The sequence below is a fragment of the Acetobacter fabarum genome, from assembly GCF_029069195.1.
GTDB classification, from domain to species: Bacteria; Pseudomonadota; Alphaproteobacteria; order Acetobacterales; family Acetobacteraceae; genus Acetobacter; species Acetobacter fabarum_A.
The window spans coordinates 64,802-86,458 of sequence record NZ_JARDYK010000008.1 but is presented as its reverse complement, the minus strand read 5'-3'; the positions used below and the strand labels follow the sequence as shown (position 1 = coordinate 86,458).

Annotated in this window: 17 protein-coding genes and 1 pseudogene; 6 read left to right on the top strand and 12 right to left on the bottom strand. The window is 60.3% G+C overall.

Annotation, left to right across the window (positions count from 1 at the left end; translation table 11 throughout):
- Window positions 1-95: 95 nt before the first annotated feature.
- Window positions 96-701 carry a 50S ribosomal protein L25/general stress protein Ctc gene (locus tag PY793_RS10450; RefSeq protein WP_275177999.1) on the bottom strand — a complete coding sequence of 202 codons (606 nt, stop codon included), beginning with the start codon at window positions 699-701 and terminating at the stop codon, window positions 96-98.
- Window positions 702-754: 53 nt separating this feature from the next.
- On the opposite strand from PY793_RS10450, the gene PY793_RS10445 reads away from it, so the two are divergent.
- The 3 genes from PY793_RS10445 to PY793_RS10435 all read left to right on the top strand — a co-directional run bounded on the left by PY793_RS10445 (window position 755) and on the right by PY793_RS10435 (window position 3,750).
- Entirely contained in the window at window positions 755-886 is a 132-nt protein-coding gene (locus PY793_RS10445; protein ID WP_275177998.1) for a hypothetical protein, read from the top strand.
- 142 nt (window positions 887-1,028) lie between these two features.
- Window positions 1,029-2,825, top strand: coding sequence for an aspartate--tRNA ligase (gene aspS / locus PY793_RS10440; protein WP_275177997.1), 1,797 nt, complete (start codon window positions 1,029-1,031; stop codon window positions 2,823-2,825).
- A gap of 73 nt (window positions 2,826-2,898) precedes the next feature.
- Entirely contained in the window at window positions 2,899-3,750 is an 852-nt protein-coding gene (locus PY793_RS10435) for an EipB family protein (RefSeq protein WP_275177996.1), read from the top strand.
- A gap of 35 nt (window positions 3,751-3,785) precedes the next feature.
- Here PY793_RS10435 and PY793_RS10430 read toward each other — a convergent pair whose 3' ends face one another.
- From PY793_RS10430 to PY793_RS10385, 10 genes are all read right to left on the bottom strand, one after another.
- Complete coding sequence (locus PY793_RS10430) at window positions 3,786-5,282, bottom strand: hypothetical protein (RefSeq protein ID WP_275177995.1); 1,497 nt, start codon at window positions 5,280-5,282, stop codon at window positions 3,786-3,788.
- A gap of 110 nt (window positions 5,283-5,392) precedes the next feature.
- Window positions 5,393-5,938 (bottom strand): hypothetical protein, encoded by a 546-nt coding sequence (locus PY793_RS10425; protein ID WP_275177994.1) that lies wholly within the window; start codon window positions 5,936-5,938, stop codon window positions 5,393-5,395.
- A 14-nt stretch (window positions 5,939-5,952) separates the two neighbouring features.
- Window positions 5,953-7,218 (bottom strand): aminopeptidase, encoded by a 1,266-nt coding sequence (locus PY793_RS10420; RefSeq protein ID WP_275178027.1) that lies wholly within the window; start codon window positions 7,216-7,218, stop codon window positions 5,953-5,955.
- Window positions 7,219-7,370: 152 nt separating this feature from the next.
- Window positions 7,371-7,925: a DUF1643 domain-containing protein gene (locus PY793_RS10415; RefSeq protein WP_275177993.1), complete on the bottom strand. Its 555-nt coding sequence runs from the start codon at window positions 7,923-7,925 to the stop codon at window positions 7,371-7,373.
- A 187-nt stretch (window positions 7,926-8,112) separates the two neighbouring features.
- Window positions 8,113-9,252 carry a thylakoid lumen protein gene (locus PY793_RS10410; RefSeq protein ID WP_275177992.1) on the bottom strand — a complete coding sequence of 380 codons (1,140 nt, stop codon included), beginning with the start codon at window positions 9,250-9,252 and terminating at the stop codon, window positions 8,113-8,115.
- 26 nt (window positions 9,253-9,278) lie between these two features.
- Complete coding sequence (locus PY793_RS10405; RefSeq protein ID WP_275177991.1) at window positions 9,279-10,508, bottom strand: MFS transporter; 1,230 nt, start codon at window positions 10,506-10,508, stop codon at window positions 9,279-9,281.
- Window positions 10,509-10,693: 185 nt separating this feature from the next.
- A complete protein-coding gene (gene acs, locus PY793_RS10400) occupies window positions 10,694-12,676 on the bottom strand; it encodes an acetate--CoA ligase (RefSeq protein WP_275177990.1) in 1,983 nt (660 codons plus the stop codon).
- Between the two features lie 53 nt (window positions 12,677-12,729).
- On the bottom strand, window positions 12,730-13,662 hold the full coding sequence (gene prpB, locus PY793_RS10395) for a methylisocitrate lyase (protein ID WP_275177989.1): 933 nt from the start codon (window positions 13,660-13,662) through the stop codon (window positions 12,730-12,732).
- Complete coding sequence (prpC, locus tag PY793_RS10390; protein WP_275177988.1) at window positions 13,659-14,828, bottom strand: bifunctional 2-methylcitrate synthase/citrate synthase; 1,170 nt, start codon at window positions 14,826-14,828, stop codon at window positions 13,659-13,661. Before prpC ends, prpB begins: the two co-directional genes overlap by 4 nt.
- A gap of 36 nt (window positions 14,829-14,864) precedes the next feature.
- Window positions 14,865-16,427: an MmgE/PrpD family protein gene (locus PY793_RS10385; RefSeq protein WP_275177987.1), complete on the bottom strand. Its 1,563-nt coding sequence runs from the start codon at window positions 16,425-16,427 to the stop codon at window positions 14,865-14,867.
- Between the two features lie 130 nt (window positions 16,428-16,557).
- On the opposite strand from PY793_RS10385, the gene PY793_RS10380 reads away from it, so the two are divergent.
- Window positions 16,558-17,976, top strand: coding sequence for a helix-turn-helix domain-containing protein (locus tag PY793_RS10380; RefSeq protein WP_275177986.1), 1,419 nt, complete (start codon window positions 16,558-16,560; stop codon window positions 17,974-17,976).
- A gap of 520 nt (window positions 17,977-18,496) precedes the next feature.
- Here the strand turns inward: PY793_RS10380 and PY793_RS10375 are convergent.
- A pseudogene (locus PY793_RS10375) lies at window positions 18,497-19,147 on the bottom strand (YfdX family protein); the annotation flags it as partial.
- Between the two features lie 715 nt (window positions 19,148-19,862).
- On the opposite strand from PY793_RS10375, the gene PY793_RS10370 reads away from it, so the two are divergent.
- Together PY793_RS10370 and PY793_RS10365 are read left to right on the top strand one after the other, a co-directional pair.
- Complete coding sequence (locus tag PY793_RS10370; RefSeq protein ID WP_275177984.1) at window positions 19,863-21,032, top strand: histidine-type phosphatase; 1,170 nt, start codon at window positions 19,863-19,865, stop codon at window positions 21,030-21,032.
- 24 nt (window positions 21,033-21,056) lie between these two features.
- Window positions 21,057-21,533 carry a hypothetical protein gene (locus tag PY793_RS10365; RefSeq protein ID WP_275177983.1) on the top strand — a complete coding sequence of 159 codons (477 nt, stop codon included), beginning with the start codon at window positions 21,057-21,059 and terminating at the stop codon, window positions 21,531-21,533.
- Window positions 21,534-21,657: the final 124 nt, after the last annotated feature.

Below are 21,657 nucleotides of genomic sequence, written 5' to 3'. Positions count from 1 at the left end.
CGGATTCTGCCTTGTGTTTATGAACAGAAAGGGGGGCACATGCGCCTGCACGTGCCCCCGCGTTCCATAAGCTTCAGATCACTAGAAACTTCCGGTCAGGAAGCGCCAGCACCTTCTGCGGAAGTGGTGTCAACCAGCGGTGCGGCAATGGAGGCGACCACAAAGTTGGCTTCGTGGGAAACAGGTGTCGCACCTGCCGTGCCCTGCACATCGTCCCAACGCACGTTGTCGTTGATATCGAGCTTGGCCAGGTCAACAGTAAAGAACTCGGGGATGTTCTCTGCTGCCACTTCCACGTCAACCGTATGACGCACGATGTTGAGCATGCCGCCACGCTTGATGCCGGGGCACTTGTCTTCACCCACAAAATGCACGGCCACTTCAACATGCACGCGCGAGCCAGCGGCCAGACGCAGGAAGTCGATATGAACGGGCGAATCCTTGACCGGGTGGAGCTGCACGTCACGCACCAGAGCGCGTTCGGTCTTGCCGCCTTCGATCTGGATGTCATACACGCGTGAGCGCCAGCCAGAGGTCTGGATTGCCTTGACAACCAGACGCGGATCAAGCGCGATCAGCGTGGATTCCTGCTTGCCACCGTACACAACGCCGGGCACCAGGCCGTCACGCCTCGTCGCACGCGCTGCCCCCTTACCAGCCTTCGCGCGCGCAGAAGCTTGGATTGTTGTAATTTTGGACACCTTGACTTCTCCTGAAAAACTTGAGCACGCAGGCCTCCAGGGGTGCCTGCGCGGTGGCTGCGGCCTTACAGCAAAACCCCGCCACAGGCAAGGTCCGGCATGAACCCATGCAGAGCAATATGGCGTTTGTGCTCAGGTCCGAGCACGTAGCCAACACCCTGCGCGCGGGGCTGAACAGCGTGTAAAATGCCTCACATGCGCTAAAACAGACAGACTGCCCCCTGCACCAGCCTTGACATAACGCCCCTGCCCCTGCTTCCTCCACCCCAATTCTATATGGCAAAACAAGCGCCCGCAGGCCGGGCCACAATTTGTTGGGACAAGACCATGCACCCTTACCGTACCCATAGCTGCTCGGCCCTTCGCGCAAGCGATGCTGGCGCCACCGCGCGCCTGTCCGGCTGGGTGCATAGCAAGCGCGACCATGGCGGCCTGCTGTTTATTGACCTGCGGGACGAAACAGGCATGACCCAGATTGTCATCCCCGCCGGGTCGGACGTGATGGCCACGGCCGAACATATCCGGGTGGAAAGCGTGATTACCGTGACGGGCGATGTTGTCCTGCGCGAGGAAGGCACACGCAACCCTGACCTTGCCACGGGTGATATCGAGGTGCGCGCAAAGGACTTTGTGGTGCAGTCCCACGCCGCCGTGCTGCCCCTGCAGGTGGCCGGGCAGGAACATTATTCCGACGAACTGCGCCTGCGCTACCGCTACATCGACCTGCGGCGCGAAAAAGTGCACGCCAACATCCGCCTGCGCTGCGCCGTAATTGCCAGCATGCGCAAGCGCATGACGGACCTGAACTTTGTAGAACTGCAAACCCCGATCCTGACCGCCTCCTCCCCCGAGGGGGCGCGCGACTTTCTGGTGCCCTCACGCAACCACCCCGGCAAATTCTACGCACTGCCGCAGGCACCGCAGCAGTTCAAGCAGCTGGCCATGGTGGCGGGGTTTGACCGCTACTTCCAGATTGCCCCCTGCTTCCGAGATGAAGCCTCCCGCGCGGACCGCTCCCCCGGTGAGTTCTACCAGCTTGACTTTGAAATGGCCTTTGCCACGCAGGACGAAATTTTTGCGGTGATGGAAGAGGTCATGAGCGGGCTGTTTACCGAATTCGGCAACGGCCGCACGGTCAGCACCGCACCGTTCGAGCGTATTCCCTACGCCCGCGCCATGGCGGTATATGGCTCCGACAAGCCGGACCTGCGCAACCCGCTGCTGATTGCGGATGTGACGGAAGACTTTGCAGGCTCCGGTTTTGGCCTGTTTGCCCGCATTGCCGCCGATGGAGGAGAAATCCGCGCCATTCCCGCCCCCGGCGCGGGTGAGAAGCCCCGCTCGTTCTTTGACAAGCTCAACGCATGGGCGCGTGAAAACGGGGCTGGTGGTCTGGGCTACATCACCTTCAACGCCGAAGGGGGGCAAGGCCCGATTGCCAAGAACCTTGAGCCCGAACGGGCGGAAGCCATTCGCACCAGACTGGGGCTGAAGGCGGGAGACGCCGTGTTCTTTGCCGCTGGCAAGGGGCATGATGTTGCCAAGTTCTCCGGCCTTGTGCGCACCCGCATTGCCGAAGAACTGGACCTGATCGAAAAGAACGCCTTCCGCTTCTGCTGGATCACGGACTTCCCCATGTATGAGCTGAATGAGGAAACGGGGCTGGTAGACTTCTCCCACAACCCGTTCTCCATGCCCCAAGGTGGGCTGGAAGCGCTGAACACCAGAGACCCGCTGGATATTCTGGCCTACCAGTACGACATTGTGTGCAATGGCATCGAACTTTCCTCCGGCGCTGTGCGGAACCATCTGCCGGATGTGATGGTACGGGCGTTTGAAATTGCAGGCTACCCCGAGAGCGAGGTGGAAGCCCGCTTTGGCGGCATGCTCAACGCCTTCCGCTATGGAGCGCCCCCGCATGGTGGTTCCGCCCCCGGGGTGGACCGCATTGTGATGCTGCTCGCCGATGAACCGAACATCCGTGAGGTCATCCTGTTCCCGCTCAACCAGCAGGGCGAAGACCTGATGATGGGCGCACCGGCCTCCGTAGCTCCTGAGCGCATGAAGGAACTTTCCCTCGCGCTCAACCTGCCCAAGCCCAAACCAGCGGTTAAAAAAGACTGATAACCGTTTTTTAGCCCACAAACATTCATCCGGCTGGTTGCATGACCACGCCGGATGTTTTCTTGTAGAAGGCATGACCATACGCCCCCCGCGCCACCAGACCGCCCTGCTGGCGACCTTTGCCCCAGTCTGCCTTGCCCTTGGCCTGCTGTGCCCGCCTGCGCGCGCCGCCACGCCTCCATCCCCCCTTGTGTCGCAACAGGCGGTCTATGATCTGGGGCTGGTGGAAGCTGCGGGCGGGCAAACGCTCTCCGCCACAGGGCACATGAGCTACTCCGTGCTCAAAACCTGCCTTGGCTGGTCCTCCCACCAGAGGCTGGACATACAGAGTGTCACCCGCAAGCAGGGCGAGGAGCATCTGCTCTCCGATTATGCGGCGCAGGAAAGTCTGGACGGTCGCCACCTGACCTTTAAAAGCCAGGAAACACGTAACGGCAAACTGCTGCGCGTTGTCAGTGGGGAAGCAAGCCTTACCCCCGATGGGTCTGGTGTTGTGCAGTATCGCCAGCCTCTGGCCAAAACGCTGCACCTGCCAGTGGGCACCCTGTTCCCCGTAACCCATACGGCCCGTATCCTGAGTGCCGCCCGGCTGGGCGAAAAAGACCTGACCACCCCCCTGTTCGACGGCACCCTGCCCGATGGGCCGGAGGATACCTACGTGACCCTGCTCACATGGTCCCCCCCTCCCACCGGCAACACGCCCTACCAGCCCTTGCAGAAACTGGCGTCCGGGCATGTGCATATTGCCTTTTATGACCGCAACGCCCACACCATGATGCCCGAATACGAAATGGGCATGCGCTATTTTGCCAATGGCGTGTCTGACCAGCTCCATCTGGATTTTGGCGATTTTAAAATGCAGGGCACGCTCAGCACGCTCGACCTGCCCCCCACACCAACCTGTACGCAGGATACAGCGCATTAGGCACACGCATGATGGGGAGGGTGCGGAAAGGCAGACTACGCCCCCGCGGCGTCCCCCATGAACAGCAGATGCTGGAAATCCATTTTCTGGTTCTGTTTTTGTCTGCGCCATTTATTTTTATCTGCCCGCCGCCACACACGCGGCACAAACGGGTAGACCCGAGGCAGACAGCCGGACAGAAGCGCTGCCCAGCTCATGATCAGGATCGGGGTCAGGCTGGTGCTGGCCAAGGCTCCCATATAAGGGGTGTCTGCCATAAGATTCTGGGAAAAAGCCAGAATGGAAGACACATCCAGCGCCTCATCCATAAGCTGCCCGCGGCTGAGGCCTGCAAAACCCCACCCCGCCAGTGCGGTCGCCACGGCTTCGGCCTCCTGCTTGTGGGTTAACAGGAGCGCACGGTCCAGCAGGGGGTTCTGCACACTCGCCAGATACGCGGCATTTTTGCGCAATGCGGCCCGCAGCCCCGCCACACCCGGCTGGCCGGTTTGTTCGGCCTCTGCCGTCTGCCCCATATCTTCCACCTCCTCCGCCAGAGCAGCGCGGACCAGCCGCCCCCGCTGGGACGGGCTGAGTGCGGGCATGAGAGCCGCCGCAACCAGCGGGTTAAGCAGGGCCTGTGGAATATCAAGCGTGTTGTCTGCCGTCTCCAGCATCTGGAGCAGGGCGGTGGCGGCCGCTTTCTGCTCATCCGTTGCATTGGTGTTCGCCAGCACGGCAGACAACGCCCTGAACAGGTCCGGCAGGAGGGCATTGCTGAGGGCGTTGGTCAGGCTCCCTCCCACACCTGCGGAAGATACGGGCATAAGTGCGCCGACGCTCCCTGTCTCCAGGTCCTGAGGAAGCTGCACAATGCCGCCGGGCAGCACAATTTCCTCCTCCTGCGCGCCCGCCATGCCCAGCAGGGCGCTGGCCAGCCTGCCATCCTGCACGGCGTTGCTGACCAGACCATACAGCCCGGCCGTGGTCACAACCGCCCCACCCGGCACGCCCGGTGCTTCCGTCTGCGCCCCAAGGGACTGGAGCAGGGGCAAGACAGCGGCAACCCCGTTAGCCAGCCCGCTGCCCCCCCCACTGGCGGACCCGGCGGCCATGGCGGTAGCCAGTTGCACAAGCCTGTCAGCCATGGCTTTCTGGTCTACTGTGGCAGACGGGTCATTCAGCACCGCATTTGCAGCCTGCATGATGTCTGCAACAAGGCTTGTGGTCCCGGCCACACTCTGGCTCGCCCCCGCCACAGTTGCAGTATGATCCGCAGTTGCCGTGGTAGCTGGCTGGCTGGCAGAAAGCGAACCGCCAAGCAGGGTTTTGGCCCCTTCAGATAATGTGAGCATGACCTCGGCCCGCTGGGCCTGTGCCGCAACCAATGCCGTGCGGGCGGTCTGTACCAGTGCAGCAGAAGAGGGCAAAGCGGCAGCAAGGCGGGACTGCGCTATGGTCTGCCCGCCATCGGCCATGCCGTACCCTTGTGCAGCCTGCCCCAGCCAGTTACCCGCACCGGGCAGGCCGCCTGATCCTGTGGTTGCTGTCATGGCCTGCTCCGTACCCTTTGTGGCATGGTGGACAAAACCCGCCATGCCCCCCCCGCGTGGTGCATTACCCTGCCACACCGCGCAGGCTCAGGCCAACAGGATTAAGCCGTCTAGTGCACCTGCGTGCCGCTGCCACCCGTGGGCGCACCCTCGCGCAGAACGCCTACCAGTTCCTGCAAAGCCTGTGGGTTGTTCTTGAGAATAGCCACATTGGCCGCATCGGGCACGGGCATGTGCGCCCCCCCCTGACCGGGTGGAATATTGAGCAGGCTGCCGGTCAGTCCCACGCAGGTCAGGCTCATGACAAAGCTGCGCGCATCCAGCGCATGCGCCTTGAGAATGGCATCCAGCCCCGGAACCTGCCCCACAAGAGTAATCTGCTGGTCAAGCGACAGGCCAACATGCCCTGGCGGCTGAATTTTGGCCGCCTGAATGGCCCGGAGCGCTGCACTCAGCCGAGGCAGCACATCGGGGGCCAGCTTGTAGTGCAAGGCGGCATCCATATCATGCTGCATGGTGGCGACCTGCTCGGGCGTGAGGGAGGGTGCCTGCGGCCGCCCCCCGTCCGCAGGAACAACGCTCTGGGCCTGCGCGGCCCCGGCCAGCAGCAGGGCCATAACCCCCAGAACAGTGGACGCCTTGCGAATAAAAACCATGTTTTTCAACCTTTTCATGCTGCAATCACCCATTCGCCCTTCCGCATGAGCGGCATGCGGCCACCCTGTGCGTCCAGCCCGTCCACGTCAATCTCGCCCGAGCCGATCATCCAGTCTATGTGAATCATGCTGGTATTGGCCCCCCGCGCGGCCAGTGCGGCCTCGTCCTGCCCCTGCGTGTCGCGCATGCATTTGGTGTAGGACTGACCAAGGGCTATGTGGCTGGCCGCGTTTTCATCAAACAACGTATTCTGGAACAGCAGCCCGCTGCGCGAGATGGGGGAGGAATGGGGCACAAGAGCGACTTCGCCCAGCCTTCTGGCTCCTTCATCCGTATCCAGCACGCGTTCCAGCACATCCTGCCCACGGGTTGCATGCATCTCCACAATACGCCCGGCCTCAAAACGGACCTTGATCCCGTCGATCAACGTGCCCTGATGCGAGAGAGGCTTGGTGCTGGCCACGCTCCCTTCCACGCGCAGGCGGTGGGGAGTGGTAAACACCTCCTCGGTCGGGATGTTGGGGTTGCACACAATGCCGTTGCCTGCTTTTTCCGCACCACCAGCCCAGTCATGCCCATCGGCCAGCCCAACCAGCAGGTCCGTGCCGGGGCCGGAAAAATGCAGGGCGTCGTAGCGCACATCGTTCAGGTAGGACGCGCGGCGGTGCAGAACGGCGTTGTGGGCCTCCCACTGGGCCACGGGGTCATCCCCTGTCAGGCGGGAGACGGCAAAAATGGCCTGCCAGAGTTTTTCCACCGCCTGCTGTTCGGGCAGGTCCGGGAACACCTGCGCAGCCCATGCCGGAGTTGCTGCGGCCACAATGCACCAGTTCACATCAAAATTGGTAATGATCTCCATGGCAGGGCGGTTGACCCGGGCCGCCGCCTTGCTTGCGCGGGAGACGTGGTCCGGGTTCTGCCCCGCCAGCAGGGCCGGGTTGGAACCGGTAATGGCCATACGCGCAGCACCCGCCCGAAAACCCTCCGCCATACCGGCGGACAGCCAGCCCGATGCCGTGTCAAACGTGTTTTCCGCACCATATTCATAGCGGGCCAGCGTGGTCTCCTCATCCGAGTAGAATGTGGTGACCAGCGATGCCCCGGCCTTGTAGGCATGTTCCGTAATACGGCGCATCAGCGGCACCGCATGCAGGGGAGCGGTCATGATCACCTGCTGGCCCGGAGCCACATTCAGCCCCGTGCGGGCCGCAACCTCGCCCAGCCGGTCAAGCCGGGCTGCAAATTCGGCCGAAGCCAGATAACCACCATCGGCCTGCATGTTGCGTTCTGTCACGTTTATGCCTGTCCTTTTCTGGAGCGGAACTCTTGGATGCTTATGGGATACACATGGAGCGCGTCCGTCAACTCCGGGTTTTGCTTCCCGCCCTTTTTGGTACCCGATCGGGGAAGGACTACCGGGTGGGGCCGCGCTTACGCCACGGGCAGTTCAAACGGTTTTAACTCCGCTGGCAGATAAAGCGGGTGGCACGGTCGTCCGGCGTTACTCAGCCGCAGGGCACACACCATAATACCGTGGTCCTGAAGCATCTGCACAACCTGAGGTCCACGCGCGAGCAGGGCCTTGTGATGGGGCGAACCATAAGCCGCCACAACCAGATCAGCCCTGAGGGCCATGTCCAGCAAGGCCGCATCGTTGCCGGGGCCTATGGGGTCCGGGGTTTCCAGCAGACGCAACTGGTCCGTGCAACGGTAAGCAAAGGTATTGCCTACGTACAGGCCACCATACCCCCATGCCCGCGCGTAACGCTGACATTTGGCCACGGTCCGGTCATCTCCCTGTTCGGTGGCGACCGAAGGGTTCATCATCAGCCACATGACCAGCGGCCTGTCCTTATCCCACACCCGATGCAGGGTGTAGCGGTAGCAGTCGTCCGGCCCGCCATAGGTGGCCGCACTCACAACATCCCCCGACAGTTTGAGCGGGCGGGACTGGCCGACGTGGTGGCCTGTAAACAGATCGTTCATGATACTCCGGCAGGCAGAAGGTTAGGCATATCACTCTCCCCCCTTCGTTTACGGCGCAATGGCGCATGGCACAAACCCGCATGCGCAGCACCCGATGCGGCACGCCGGAGGTCAATGCTCCGCTGCCCCAACCAGACACCACGGCCAACACTGCCCGGCAGGGTGCGCCAAAACAATGTGCACGGGCCTAACCGGAATGTGTTGCGTGCCAGTGTACTATAGCCGCAGCCCGGATTGTGTCCCGCTCATGCCGTATTTTTTCCGGGTCATACCCAAGGGCCACGCACTGTGCATGTGTGATATATCCTGTCTGAAGCAGAAACAGGGCCAGTTGCTGCGGGTATGGCACCGTACGCACATACGGTGCCGGGCACTCCTTCTGCCCCTTCCCGCTCCACACGGACCTGTCCAGCGCGCACCACTTTGCCAGATAAGGCGATTGAGGGTTGTAGCGTGCCAGCATATAGCGCCATCCCGCCTGCACCTGCCCGGCCAGGGCACTTGTTGCCACATAACCCGCCAGATATCCGTTAACCTCGCGGCTTCCGGGAGCTGGTACATCCTCCTCACCCGGCATGGCCCTGACGGACAACGCCATGTAGGGCCTGAAACGGGGCTGCGCGGTAATTATATTGAGCTTTCCCTGTGCGTATTCATAAATAACGTCTGGCATTACCGAACCATCATGCGAGGCAAAAACAGCATCAAACCGTTTATCCGGAAAAATAAACTGCCGCCCGCCATCATGGGCAATATCCACCACTGAGAGCGGCCCGAACCCATTCTGTTCAGGCAGTTGCACCGCATACCACTGGCCGGCATCCCCCACCCCCACAATGGCGCTGACCAGACAGCAAGATGCGCCCCCCGTAAAACCGGACAGGATGAACTGGGGCCATTTATACCCCGGTTCCAGATAGTAAAAAGACAGTGTGAGTTCGCTGAGCGCGCCTTTCCCCTCAGTTCCGAGCGATGCGATGCCCTGCCTGAAATCGGGATGACCCGGGGTGCTGGCCACCAGTATTGCAACCTTGCAAAGCTCCCCTGACCGTACAGGTGTCGCCAGCCCTTCCCTCTCCAGCAGACCATGGGAGGAACATGGCTGACGTTCGGCAATCTCCACCCGTGCGCCCAGTCCCCCGGCACTTACGCCCAGAGGCTGGGAGAAGGACTGATCTGCGGCATCAAAGACGGTTGCTCCAACAAACGGCGCGACATCATGGGCAACAGCAGAAAAATCCTCCCGCGCGGGAGCAGCCAGAGCCTGCACGCCACCAACAGTTCCCAGCAGCAGGCAAAGATGAACAGAAACCCTGAAGCAGCGCATGGGCACGCACCCTTGTTTGCGGTTGTTCAGCCCGGTCTGCCTTGCGGGTGCAGGCGGGCATTCAGCAGGGTCAGCACCAGCACACCCAGTGCCGCACCCCCTACCGTGAGCATAAGGGCAGGGGCAAGCCCAGCCCCGATCCACCCCGCAAGCCGGGTTTGCACAAGTGCGTTGCTGGCCGCAATAAGATTACCGCACTGATACGCAAGCCCCGGAAACGTGGCACGAACAGAAGCGGGGGAGAGTTCGCTCAGATAGGCAGGCACCACCCCCCACGCCCCCTGAATACAGAACTGGATACACACAGCCCCCACTCCAAGCCAGAAAATGGAGTGCGGCAGGGTCCATAACGGCAGCAGCGGAATGGTCAGCACTGCGGCCACGGCTATGGCATACTGCCGCCCAATGCGCTGGGAGAGCACACCAAACACCACCCCGCCCGCAATGGCCGCCAGATTATACAGCACGGCCAGCAGGGTAATGGAAGGAGGCGGCACATGCCGCTCAAGTGCAAGGAACACCTTGGGATACAAATCCTGCGAGCCGTGACTCATGAAGTTGAAGGCCGCCATAAGCGCCACCGCAAACACGCACAAGGCCATGTTCTGGCGTGCCCCCACCAGCATGCCCGGCGGACGCGCAGCCCCTGCCCCCTGTGCCTGACGGGCCAGCCAGTCCGGGCTTTCGGGCACACGCAGCCAGATGTAGATAGCCGACACAATGGCCCCGCCCCCCAGCACAAACAGCCCCCGCCAGCCCAGCACGGGCAACAGCAGGAACATAAGCGACGCCAGCAGGTACCCCGCCGGATACCCCGCCTGCAAAATGCCCGATGCCGTACCCCGCCATGATGGCGGAACACTTTCCATGATCAGGGAGGTGCCAACCCCCCATTCCCCCCCAAGAGCCACGCCAAACAGGGCACGCAGACCCAGAAAAACCGTAAGAGTGGGCGCAAAAGCCGATAAGACCTCGATCAGCGAATAAATGGTAATCGTGCCGATCAGCACCGGTTTGCGCCCGTATGCATCCGCTGCCCGTCCACATACAAAAGCCCCTATGGGCCGGGTTACAAGGGTAAGTGTCGGGGCCAGCAGCACCACCTCCAGCGAAGTGGAAAAACTGCGGGCAACATTATCAAGCGTAAACAGGACAATAAAAAAATCGCAGGCATCGAGCATCCACCCCATAAAGGAAGCGGCTACAACGTGCCGGGCTGTTGTACGGTCAATGGGGGGGAGGGCGCTGGTGGCCATTTGGAACTCCTGCTTGCCGGTTATCCACCTTGTGGCATGCCCGCCACTGGCTTTGCCACGCAGGAATAATCACGAATACGGCAGACTATGGCCCGGATAAGCAGAAGGGCCGGGGCGTTGCCGCCTCGACCCCCCCGGTCTTGCCGCGCTTAGCAAGATTCCGTCACGCGCTGGCCTACCAAGCCTCAGGCTCTGGCCTGCACGGCTTCTGACTTCCCAAAAGCCATTTGCCCCCATACCCGCTCCCGTAGCATGGGCACGATGGACTGATCGCTCAGGGCAGACAGATCACCCAGTTCATTGGTATCGCCACTTGCAATCTTGCGCAACAGGCGGCGTACGATTTTGCCAGAACGGGTGCGGGGCAGATCCGGCACCAGATACACCGCCTCCGGTGCTGCGTACCGCCCGATCAACTCCACCACAAGGCGGCTGATGCCCCCTTCGTCCAGCCCGGTGGTTGCATCCTTGCGGGGAATGGCAAACACAACCAGCGCCTGCCCCTTGACGGGGTGTTCCACCCCCACGGCCGCACATTCCACAATCCTGTGGTCCGCGCCCAGAGCGTCCTCCACCTCTGCCGTGCCCAGACGGTGCCCGGCAATGTTGATCACGTCATCCATACGGCCGGTTATCCAGTAATACCCGTCCTCATCCCGCCTTGCGCCATCGCCTGTAAAATACAGGCCCGGCGCAAGGGCAAAATACGTCTGGCAGAAGCGGGCATGGTCGCCCCATATGGTGCGCGCCTGCCCGGGCCATGAGCGCGCAATGCACAACGCGCCTTCCGCCGCACCCTGCTCCACCTTGCCCTGCTGGTCGATTATGGCCATTTCCACCCCCGGCAGGGGCATGGTGGCCGAACCGGGTTTGAGCGATTGCACACCCGGTACCGGGCCAAGCACAATGCCTGCGGTTTCCGTCTGCCACCATGTATCGGCCACGGGGCAGCGTTTTTTGCCCACCACATCATGGTACCACAGCCACGCATCGGGGCTTATGGGTTCACCCGCCACGCCAAGCAGGCGCAGGGAACCAAGGTTGTGCCGGTTCACCACCGCATCGCCTTCGGCCATCATGGCACGTACGGCGGTGGGAGCGGTAAAGAGCATGCTCACCTTGTATTCATCAATCAGGTCAAACCACCGCCCCGGCTGGGGGTGAGTGGGCAGACTGTCCGAGATCATGGTGGTGCCGCCATTGGCCAGCGGACCATACACAACCGAGGTATGCCCCGTAATCCAGGCCACATCGGCCGTGCACCACAGCACATCGCCCGGTTGGTGGGTATAGACCATGCCCATGGTGTAGGCCGCCCACACCATATACCCCCCCGTTGCATGCACAACCGCTTTGGGCTTGCCTGTGCTGCCCGAGGTATAGAGCATGAACAGCGGATCCTCCGCCCGCATGACGGCAGGCACGAAATCCGCCTCGAAGTTATCAACAAAATCATGAAAATCGTAGTCCCGGCCCGGCAGCATGGGCACGGCTTCCTCCGATGTGCGCACGACCAGCATGGAGTGCACGCCACTATTGCCCCCAGCCTTGCGCAAGGCTTCATCCATGCTCTGCTTGTACGCCACAGGCTTGTTGCCACGCCATGCCATGTTGGCGGTAATAACGGCCACAGCCCCACTATCCACCAGACGTTCGGCAATACCTTCGGCCGAGAACCCGCCAAACAGCACCACATGCACCGCACCAATGCGCGCGCAGGCCAGCATGGACACAACCGCTTCGGCCACCATGGGCAGGCAGATGGCCACGCGGTGCCCTTTTTCCACCCCCAGATGGGTCAGGGCATTGGCCAGACGGCAGACACGTTCGTGCAGGTCCCTGTATGTCAGGCTTTCCGAGCGGCCCGCAGCCTCGCGCTGGCTGATCAGGGCAGCCTGGTCGCCCCGCTCGGTCAGGTGCCGGTCTATGCAGCAGACCGAAGCATTCAGCGTGCCATCTGCAAACCAGTTTATGGACACGTCTTTTTCAAAACTTCCGGAAAAGCCCTGAGTGGGGCGCGAACACCAGTGGATGCGTCGCGCCTGTTGCAGCCAGAACCCGTCCGGATCGCGGTTTGCATGCTCACGCATGACCTGCAACTGCTCCGGTGTCATGATGGCTGGATAATGAGGGTAGCTGCGCGCCGGGATGACTGTTTGGTCCGTCATGGTCTTGTATCCCCTGATTTTTGTTGTTTGTATGGGACAGAAGTCTGCGGTTTTCAGGCTGCGTTACGGTCTGGCTGCCCTATATGCGGGAGAACCGTGGCCACAATGCCTGCATCGAGTGTTTCATAATCATAATACCGAAGTGTTTTGTACAGCTCCTCGCGGGTTTGCATCCGATCCAGCATGGCGTGTGTGCCCCCCGTGCGCGCAATGGTGGCATACAGATCCGCCTGCGCCCTGTTGGCCGCACGCAGGGAACTGACCGGCCATATGATCATGCTGTACCCCATGGCTTCGAACTCGGAAGCCGTAAAATAGGGGGAACGGCCAAATTCGGTCATGTTGGCCAGCAGGGGCACATCGGGCAGGCGGTGCGCAAACTCCCTGAACATATCTTCCGATATCAGAGCCTCCGGGAAAATGGCGTCCGCTCCGGCCTCGTAATACAGCCTTGCACGGGCAACCGCGCCATCCAACCCTTCCGAACCAGCGGCATCTGTGCGGGCGATCACCACCATATCGCGCCGGGCACGGGCGGCGGCGGCCACTTTCTGGGCCATTTCCTGGGGGGAGACGAGCTTCTTGTCATTCAGGTGCCCGCATTTTTTGGGCAGAACCTGATCCTCAATATGCACGGCGGCGGCCCCGGCCTCCTCAAACGCGCGCACCATGTTCATCACGTTCAGGGTTTCACCGTACCCCGTATCTCCATCCACCAGCACGGGCAGACCCGAGGCGCGCACAACCTGACGAATGAAAAAACACACCTCGTCTATGGTAATAATACCAAGATCGGGCAGTCCCATGCTTGCGGTCATGGCTGCCCCCGAAAGATACAGCGCGCCAAACCCGGAGTCTTTTGCCTGCAGGGCAGCCTGCCCGTTATGCGCGCCGGGAATTTGCATAATGCCCTTACGGTGCATCATGTCCTTAAAACGCTGGCCCGCAGGAGTTGCGGGCAGGTCTTTGCCTACCAGATAGGTCATGCTGCGTACTCCAGTCCATCGCGTTCGCGCAAAGGTATAAGCGGGCGGGCATCTGGCCCGGTATAATTGGCGGATGGGCGGATGATTTTTCCATCCATACGCTGTTCCATAATATGCGCGCACCAGCCGGTCACACGGGCCATGACAAAAACAGGAGTGAACATGGCCGTGGGAATGTTCATGGCGTTGTAGGAAACAGCACTGAACCAGTCGAGGTTGGGGAACATCTTTTTCTGTTCAGCCATAATCCGCTCTATACGCTCGGCCACGGTATAGAGCCGCATGGTGCCATTACGGCAGGACAGGTCCCTTGCCGTTTCCTTGATAATTTCGTTACGCGGGTCAGCCAGAGTGTACACCGGGTGCCCAAAACCGATTATCACCTCCTTGCCTTCCAGCCTGCGGCGGATGTCCGCCTCGGCTTCGTCCGCCGTGTGGTAGCGTTGCTGGATATCCAGCGCCACCTCGTTCGCCCCCCCATGTTTGGGGCCGCGCAACGCGCCAATGGCCGCCGTTACGGCAGAATACATGTCCGACCCTGTGCCAGCCACAACACGCGCGGCAAAGGTGGAGGCGTTAAACTCATGCTCGGCATACAGGATCAGCGATGTATGCATGGCCTGCACCCAGCTGTCCGGAGGAGGAACGCCGTGCAGAAGATGCAAAAAATGCCCGCCTGCACTGGAATCATCCGTATGGGTGTCTATCCGCCGCCCGTGGTTGGAATAATGGTACCAGTAAAGCAGCATGGACGCGGTGGAGGCCACAAACCTGTCCGCAATCTCACGCGCGCCTGCGGTGGGGCAGTCACTCCGCTCGGGCAGGGCGCACCCCAGAACGGACACCGCCGTACGCAGGACATCCATGGGGTGCGTAGACGCTGGCAGACGTTCCAGAGCTGCCCGCACGATATCGGGAATATCGCGCAGGCTCATCAGGTGGCGCTTATACCCTTCCAGCTCCGCTGTGTTGGGTAAAAAGCCATAGATCAGCAGGTAGGCTACCTCCTCGAACGTGCAGGTACGGGCGAGGTCTTTTATGTCATACCCACGGTAATGCAGGTCATTACCACTATGGCCGACCGTGCTCAGAGCCGTGTTGCCCGCCACGGTACCGGACAGAGCCACGGATTTTTTGGGTTTTGTGCGGTGCAGTTCGGTGTGCATTGCTGTTGCTCCCCTGCCTTGATCTTTCTGTGTCTGTCAGGACGTAAGGGCTGCGGTCTGCTGGATATTTCTGGCACCCAGGGCAGACTGGCCGAAGTTGAAAATACCTTCCACCTTGTTGATCTGCATGTCCTGCGGTGGAATATGCAGTTCAAGCTGGTGGAGTTCCCCTGCCCCAAGTTCTGGCAGGCGCTGCACTACGGCCAGAAAACGCTCGACCTCCGCCGGAGCAACGATACCTTCAGACAGGGTGCGGAATTTTTTAATGTAATCTGCGCGCTGCCACGGAGTTGCCCCCAGAGTATGGGCATTGGCCACGGCCAGTTCATCTGCCAGAACGGCGCCGCCTTTCATGCGGATGACGATGCGCCCGCCAAAAGCTTTTTTGTCCGGGTCGCTCTCATGGTAGCGTTCTGTCCATTCGGGTTTTTCAATCGTGTGGATTTTTTTCCACAACCGCACCGTATCGGGCCTGCGCGCCCGTTCGGGCTCGTAGGAGCGCACATGGTGCCAGCACCCGTCCTGCAAGGCCACGGCCACAATATACATGATGGAGTGGTCCAGCGTTTCCCGCGTGGCCTGGGGGTCAAACTTCTGCGGGTCGTTGGAGCCGGTGCCAATTACGTAGTGGGTGTGATGGCTGGTTTCGATCAGCACATCTTCCACATCTTCCCAGTTGCTGATTTTTTTACCCATGCGGAAGGCAAGATCAATCAGCGCCTGACTCTGGTATTCGGCTGAATGTTCCTTGGTAAAGGAAGACAGGATGGCCCGCTTGGGTTCACCCATACCCGGCAGGGGCACGGTGTAATGCGCGTTTTTGCCATCAAGCATCCATGCGATAACCCCATCCTCCCCCTCATAGATCGGAGTGGGGGATGTTTCGCCCAGCATGGCCCGATCGACGGATTCCACAGCCATTTTGCCTGCATGGGCCGGAGCATACGCCTTCCAGGACGAAATCTCGCCCTTGCGGCTCTGGCGGGTGGCGGTGGTGACATGCAGCGCCTGCCCAATAGCCTGATAAATGACCGAGGGCGGCAGGCGTAGCAGCGTGCCAATACCCGCCGCAACCGATGGGCCAAGATGCGCCACATGGTCAATCTTGTGCTTGTGCAGACATATGGCGCGGACCAGATCAATCTGGATTTCGTAGCCGGTGGCGATGCCGCGGATCAGGTCCGCGCCGCTGCGGTTGCACTGCTGCGCCACAGCCAGAATACCGGGAATATTATCCCCCGGATGGGAGTATTCAGCCGCCAGAAAGGTGTCATGGTAGTCCAGCTCACGCACGGCGGTCCCGTTGGCCCATGCCGCCCATTCCGCATGCACGCGCACATCCGGCCCCATGCCAAACACCGTCGCCCCGCCGGGCCTGCAGTGGGCCAGCGCCTCGGTCCGTGCGCTCATGACCGAATGACGGTTGACAGAGGCCATGGCTACGGCGGCATTGTCAATCATGCGGTTGATGATCATATCCGCCACCGCGGGTTCCACCCCAACCGGGTCTGCCGCGACCTGTGCAATTTTCCAGGCCAGCTGGTCCGCACGGTTCAGGCGTTCACTCTCTGGGTGTACGCGCACTTCATGATTTTGCATTATTCCGGCCCTTGCCAACTTGTGATCTGGGGAAACAGTTGCAGACTGTTGCGTAAAGCAGCAGAGGAATAAGAGTAAAAAGAAGCGAAGGAATTCGCGTCCATTGCAAAGTCTGTGAAGGTTGGCGAGCATGCCCAGAACCAAAACCAAGCTGTTTGCTGGCAACAGGCTCCGCCAGTTACGCCAGCGTGAAGGCATGACACAGGCCGTGCTGGCGGAGTGTGTTGGCGTATCGCTCAGCTATCTTAACCAGATGGAGCGCAACCATCGCCCCCTGCCCGACCACCTGCTGCAAAACCTGTGCGACCGTTTTGCCCTGAGCCCCGCCTGGTTCGCCGACACGCGCGAAGCCCATGCCGCACAGGCGCTGCGCGAGACCATGGCCGACCCGATTTTTAAAAACTCTCCGTTACAGCTTGCTAAAATGGCCGAAGCTGCCCGCCAGACCCCCGAACTGTGCGAAGCGTTTTTAACGCTCTATCGTGCATACACGTTTGAGCAGGAACGGCATGCCCATGCTCCTCTGGCCAGCACTCCCCCGCTTGAACCGTACGAGGCCGTTGGCAACTGGGTGCAGGACCATAACAACTATTTTCATGAACTTGATTGCGCAGCCGAGGCATTTTACGAACGACTCATAAGCACGGAAATATCTCTGGATACAGCCCTCGCCCAGCACCTGCGCAACCAGCACGGTCTGGGCATAACCCATAATACGGACATACAGGAGCGCGGGCTGGTCTGGCGGATTGACCGGCACAAGCACCAAATACAGCTCCCCCATAACCAGCCGCCGGAAAGCACGCTGTTTTTTCTGGCTCAGATTATAGGCCAGCTGGAACATACCCGCCTGATGGCGGATATTTTGCGCCGCGAAGGCCCAAAGGAGCGTAATGCGCAGGAACTTGCACGGGTATATCTGGGCAACTATTTTGCTGGTGCGCTTATCCTGCCCTATACGCGCTTCCTGCATAAGGCGCAAAGCATGCGGTATGATGTGGACGACCTGCGCCGCCATTTTGGAGTCAGTTTCGAGCAGGTCTGCCACCGCCTGAGCACCATGCAGCGCTTTGGCGCGGAAGGTATTCCGTTCTATTTTCTAAAACTGGATATTGCTGGCAATATTCTTAAAAGTTTTTCAGCCAACCGTTTTTCTCAGGCGCGCTTTGGTGGCCCCTGCCCGTTGTGGAACGTGTTCCGTGCCTTTGCAACACCGGGGCAGATTCAGGTCCAGCTTTCACAGACTACGGATGATTCCATTTACCTGAATGTCGCGCGCACCGTCGGGCGGGAAGGACTGAGCTATGCCGACCGCCCCCGCCAGATTGCCATTGTGCTGGGCTGCACCATAGCCGATGCGGCAAAAACCGTTTACGCCGCCGGGCTTGATCTGGCCGACCACACTCTGGTCGTGCCTATTGGGCCTGGGTGCCGGGCCTGCGGACGGGAAGTATGCAGCCACCGTTCGCTCCCCGTTTCTGGCAGGGTGCTGGACACGGGCAGCAATGCGCGCGGGGTTGTGCCTTACAGGGCCGTGCCCGAACACTAAAAAACCCGCTCTCAGGAGGGCGGGTCTGAAGCTGGTGCTGGCAGGGCAAGGGGTAGGAGGAGAAGAAAGAACTCTTCCGGACTGACCGGGGATGCAAAACAGCCCGGAAGTTAGGGGGGATAGTTTTACGGTAGTCACGACAACCACAGATTGTCGCGGTGATGCCCCTTGCCCCACCAGCAGAAACGCCTTCATCACCGCGACAAGATGATAATAAGAACGACTCGCATTAAAAGGCAAGCAAAAAACGAAAGGGCGACGATTTTTTTTCGTCGCCCTTTGCATTAATTTTCTAACATATTGGTTTAAAAAGCTTTTAGTGAGTGCTGCCCGTGGCAGAATTCCCCTTTGAGGCATCTGGCGTTGCCGTGGTCGAAGCTGCTGGTGCTGTCACGCTGGATGCGGGAGCGGGAGCGGGAGCGGGAGCGGACACCGTAGCAGGGGTGGCGGCTGGCGCTACAGCACTGCTGTTACCCTGAGCTGCAGTCTTGCCCGCAGTCTGGGCGGAGGAATGGGCATTTGCGGACTGGTCCACAAAATCGTCCGAGACAAACACAATGCTATCCAGCAACTGGTCCAGCGCTTCCTTCGCCTGTTTGGCCTGACGGCCTTCAGTCAGCACACGGGCGCGGTACAGGGTGTCTTTGGTCTGCTCCAGAGGGGCAAGAGCAATAATAAAGTCGGCATCTTCGCCCACAACCTGCAGGTTCTGCTGGGCCTGTGCGTTCTGCCCAGCCTTGAGCGCCTTGTTGGCTTTCTGGGCTGCGGCTTTTTTATCGGGGGCCAGAGTTTCGGTCAGAATGAACTCACCACCAACGGGAATCCACGTCACAGGGCCAGTCGTAGGCTTATGTGTGGCCGAAACAGGATGCTGGGGCGCGGGCTGCAACTGGTTCTCCGCCGCGTAAAACCGCCGGTTATCCTTTTGTGCCGCAACAAAGCGCTTTTGCGCATCGTAAATCGGGGGGATAGCCGCATCCGTTTTACCCTGCGCCAGCAGATCCCGCGCGACCAGCACATCCTGCAAGGCTTTCTGACCATCCACAGACAGGTGGTGCAGCGCACGCCCGGCCTTGAACTTTTCCCAATCCGTATGAATGGCCCCGGCATGCGCTGCCGAAGCACTGACCATAAGAGCGGCCACTGCCGCAAAAGATGCTTTAAAACGCATAAAAACAATCCTGACCGAAAATGTTGAACACCCGAGTATTAAGGATTCAAACTCAATATCTGGTTAGCAAAATGCGTTTCTCAAGGTGTTAAACGCAAAAGAAACTGAATTAAAAAAATTATTATTTTTGAGAAATTTACTTTACCCTCCAAGAAGGTCCCAAACCCGTTAACCATTACGCAACACAGCCATGTTTTAAATACAGGCACAGCAATGCGCCGCGGCATGGCGACAGACCCGTTCCCCCTGCCACCTGTTGACGCGCAAAAAAAGCGCTTTGCATAAGATTCGTCCACAGATTCTGCGGATGCTCCGGTGCATAAGCCTGTGGATAATGTGTACAGTTGATGTGAATGCCGCGCATCCACCATACCGCCACACCACGCGGTCGCACCCGCTCCTCCTTGTCCTGCAGGCATCACGCCGCAAAAAGATATGCGATAACAACATGCCAGACTGACAGAAAAACAGACAAACCCATTACCGCTCCGGGCCGCGCCATATGCCTGCACGATTTTCAGGACAGACAGCAATGCAGGGCCTATGACGGTACTCCCTCTGATGATGCCACGGACCTGGACCAGACGATACCTGCTTTATCCATCATATATTTTCCAGGCAAAATCCGGACTGACCATACCCTCGGACGCAGCATATCCTTCAACCTTGCGGTAACCATACCATGAAACGTCCTGCCCTTTTCTGCACAGTGCTCATGGCAATTCCCGCCTTTGCCGCCCCCACACTCCCGCTGCCTTCCACGCAGCGCGGGGCAATGCTGGAGAGGGTGGTCCTGCTAACCCGCCATGGCATACGCAGCCCCACCAAACCACCCCGGACCCTGCAGGCCCAGACCGGCCACGCATGGGCGCAATGGCCCGTAGCCCCCGGCGACCTGACCGAACATGGCAGACAGGCATTGGCCCAGATGGTGGTGCTGGTACGACAGTACTACACGCAGGCGGGTCTGCTCCAGTCAGGCGGCTGCCCCACATCTGCCAGCATTGCCATATGGGCCGATGCCAAAGACCACCGCACGCGTGAGAGTGGAGGCATATGGGCCGACCAGCTTGCACCCCCGTGCGGTCTGCGCGCCAACGCCCTACCCGACGGGCAGGAAGACCCCATTTTTGCAGGCTTGCCAGCACCGCTCAGTGCACAGGAGCAAAGTGCCATCACGCAGGAGTTCAGCCAGCGAGCACACACCCAGCCCCCCGGCGTGGCGGCCAGCATGACCACGCTGCAGGGTGTTCTGGCCCCCACCGCCTGCGCAACCAATACCCCCCACTGCCTGCGCGCCAGCAAAACCACTCTGGTATGGAAAAAAGGCAGACCCCACCTTGCAGGCGGCATTGCCACGGGCGGCACAGCGGCCGAAAACCTGCTGCTGGAATACGCACAGGGCATGCCCGCACAGGCTGAACCGTTTGGTGGGCGTGACCCCGCCCCCCTGATCGGGCAGGTATTTCCCCTTCACACAGAAGAAAGCTGGCTGGTCCGCCGCCTGCCCACACTGGCCGCACACAAGGGCGCTCCGATGGCCGCAGCCGTGCAAAACACGCTGGCTGGCAAGCCGGTGGACGGTATACCCACTGTAACGGAACAGACAAAACTGCTCGTACTGGCAGGGCACGACACCAATCTGGACGCACTGGCCACCCTGTATGGGCTGGACTGGTCTTTTGCCGACCAGCCCGACCCCACTGCCCCCGATACAACACTGGCCTTTGAGCTGTGGCGCACGGCACATGGGCCATACATTGTTGTCCGTCTGTTCCATCAGGGGCTGGAAGCGCTGCGCACACTGGCTCCACCCACTCCGGCACTGAATGTGAGGGTTATTGCCGCTGGCACGTCCCTCCAAGCCTTGCGATCTGCCCAATAGGTACCGCACCGCCGGGCATATGGCATGCCAGAAGCGGGGAGCACCTTTGCAAGCACCCTACCTGTACCCCATATCTGTACCATGACCGATGCACAGACCATTGCCGGAACAGCCCATCCCACCGAATTCCTGCGCCAGCGCCGTATGGCGCTACTCCTTGTCCGACTGCCGGACACCACACGGGGCTGGCTGTTCTGGCTGCGCGAACCGGGGCAGAAATGGCTCCGCCTGCCTGCTGGCACATTGCTGGTGATGGGGGGACTGCTCTCCTTCCTGCCCGTGCTGGGCTTATGGATGCTCCCTCTGGGCATTGCCCTGCTGGCAGAAGATTTTACCCTGTGCCGCAAGGCCTGCGCGCATATGCTGGACTGGACGATCCGCCGCAAACCCCACTGGCTGGGTATAAAACCGGACGAAACGGAGGAGGACGCCTACCTCCGTATCCTCCCGCACATTCCCCCACGCCACCGCATGAACAGGGGAGAGCAGGCAGATACGTAAACGCCTTCCCCCTTGCATCCATGCCATGGGAGTATAAAGTCCGCTCCCTTGCACACTATGCCGCGCCCCCGACCACACAGCCCCAAAAGCATAAAACAATGCTATAAAGCTCAAAGCGCAACAG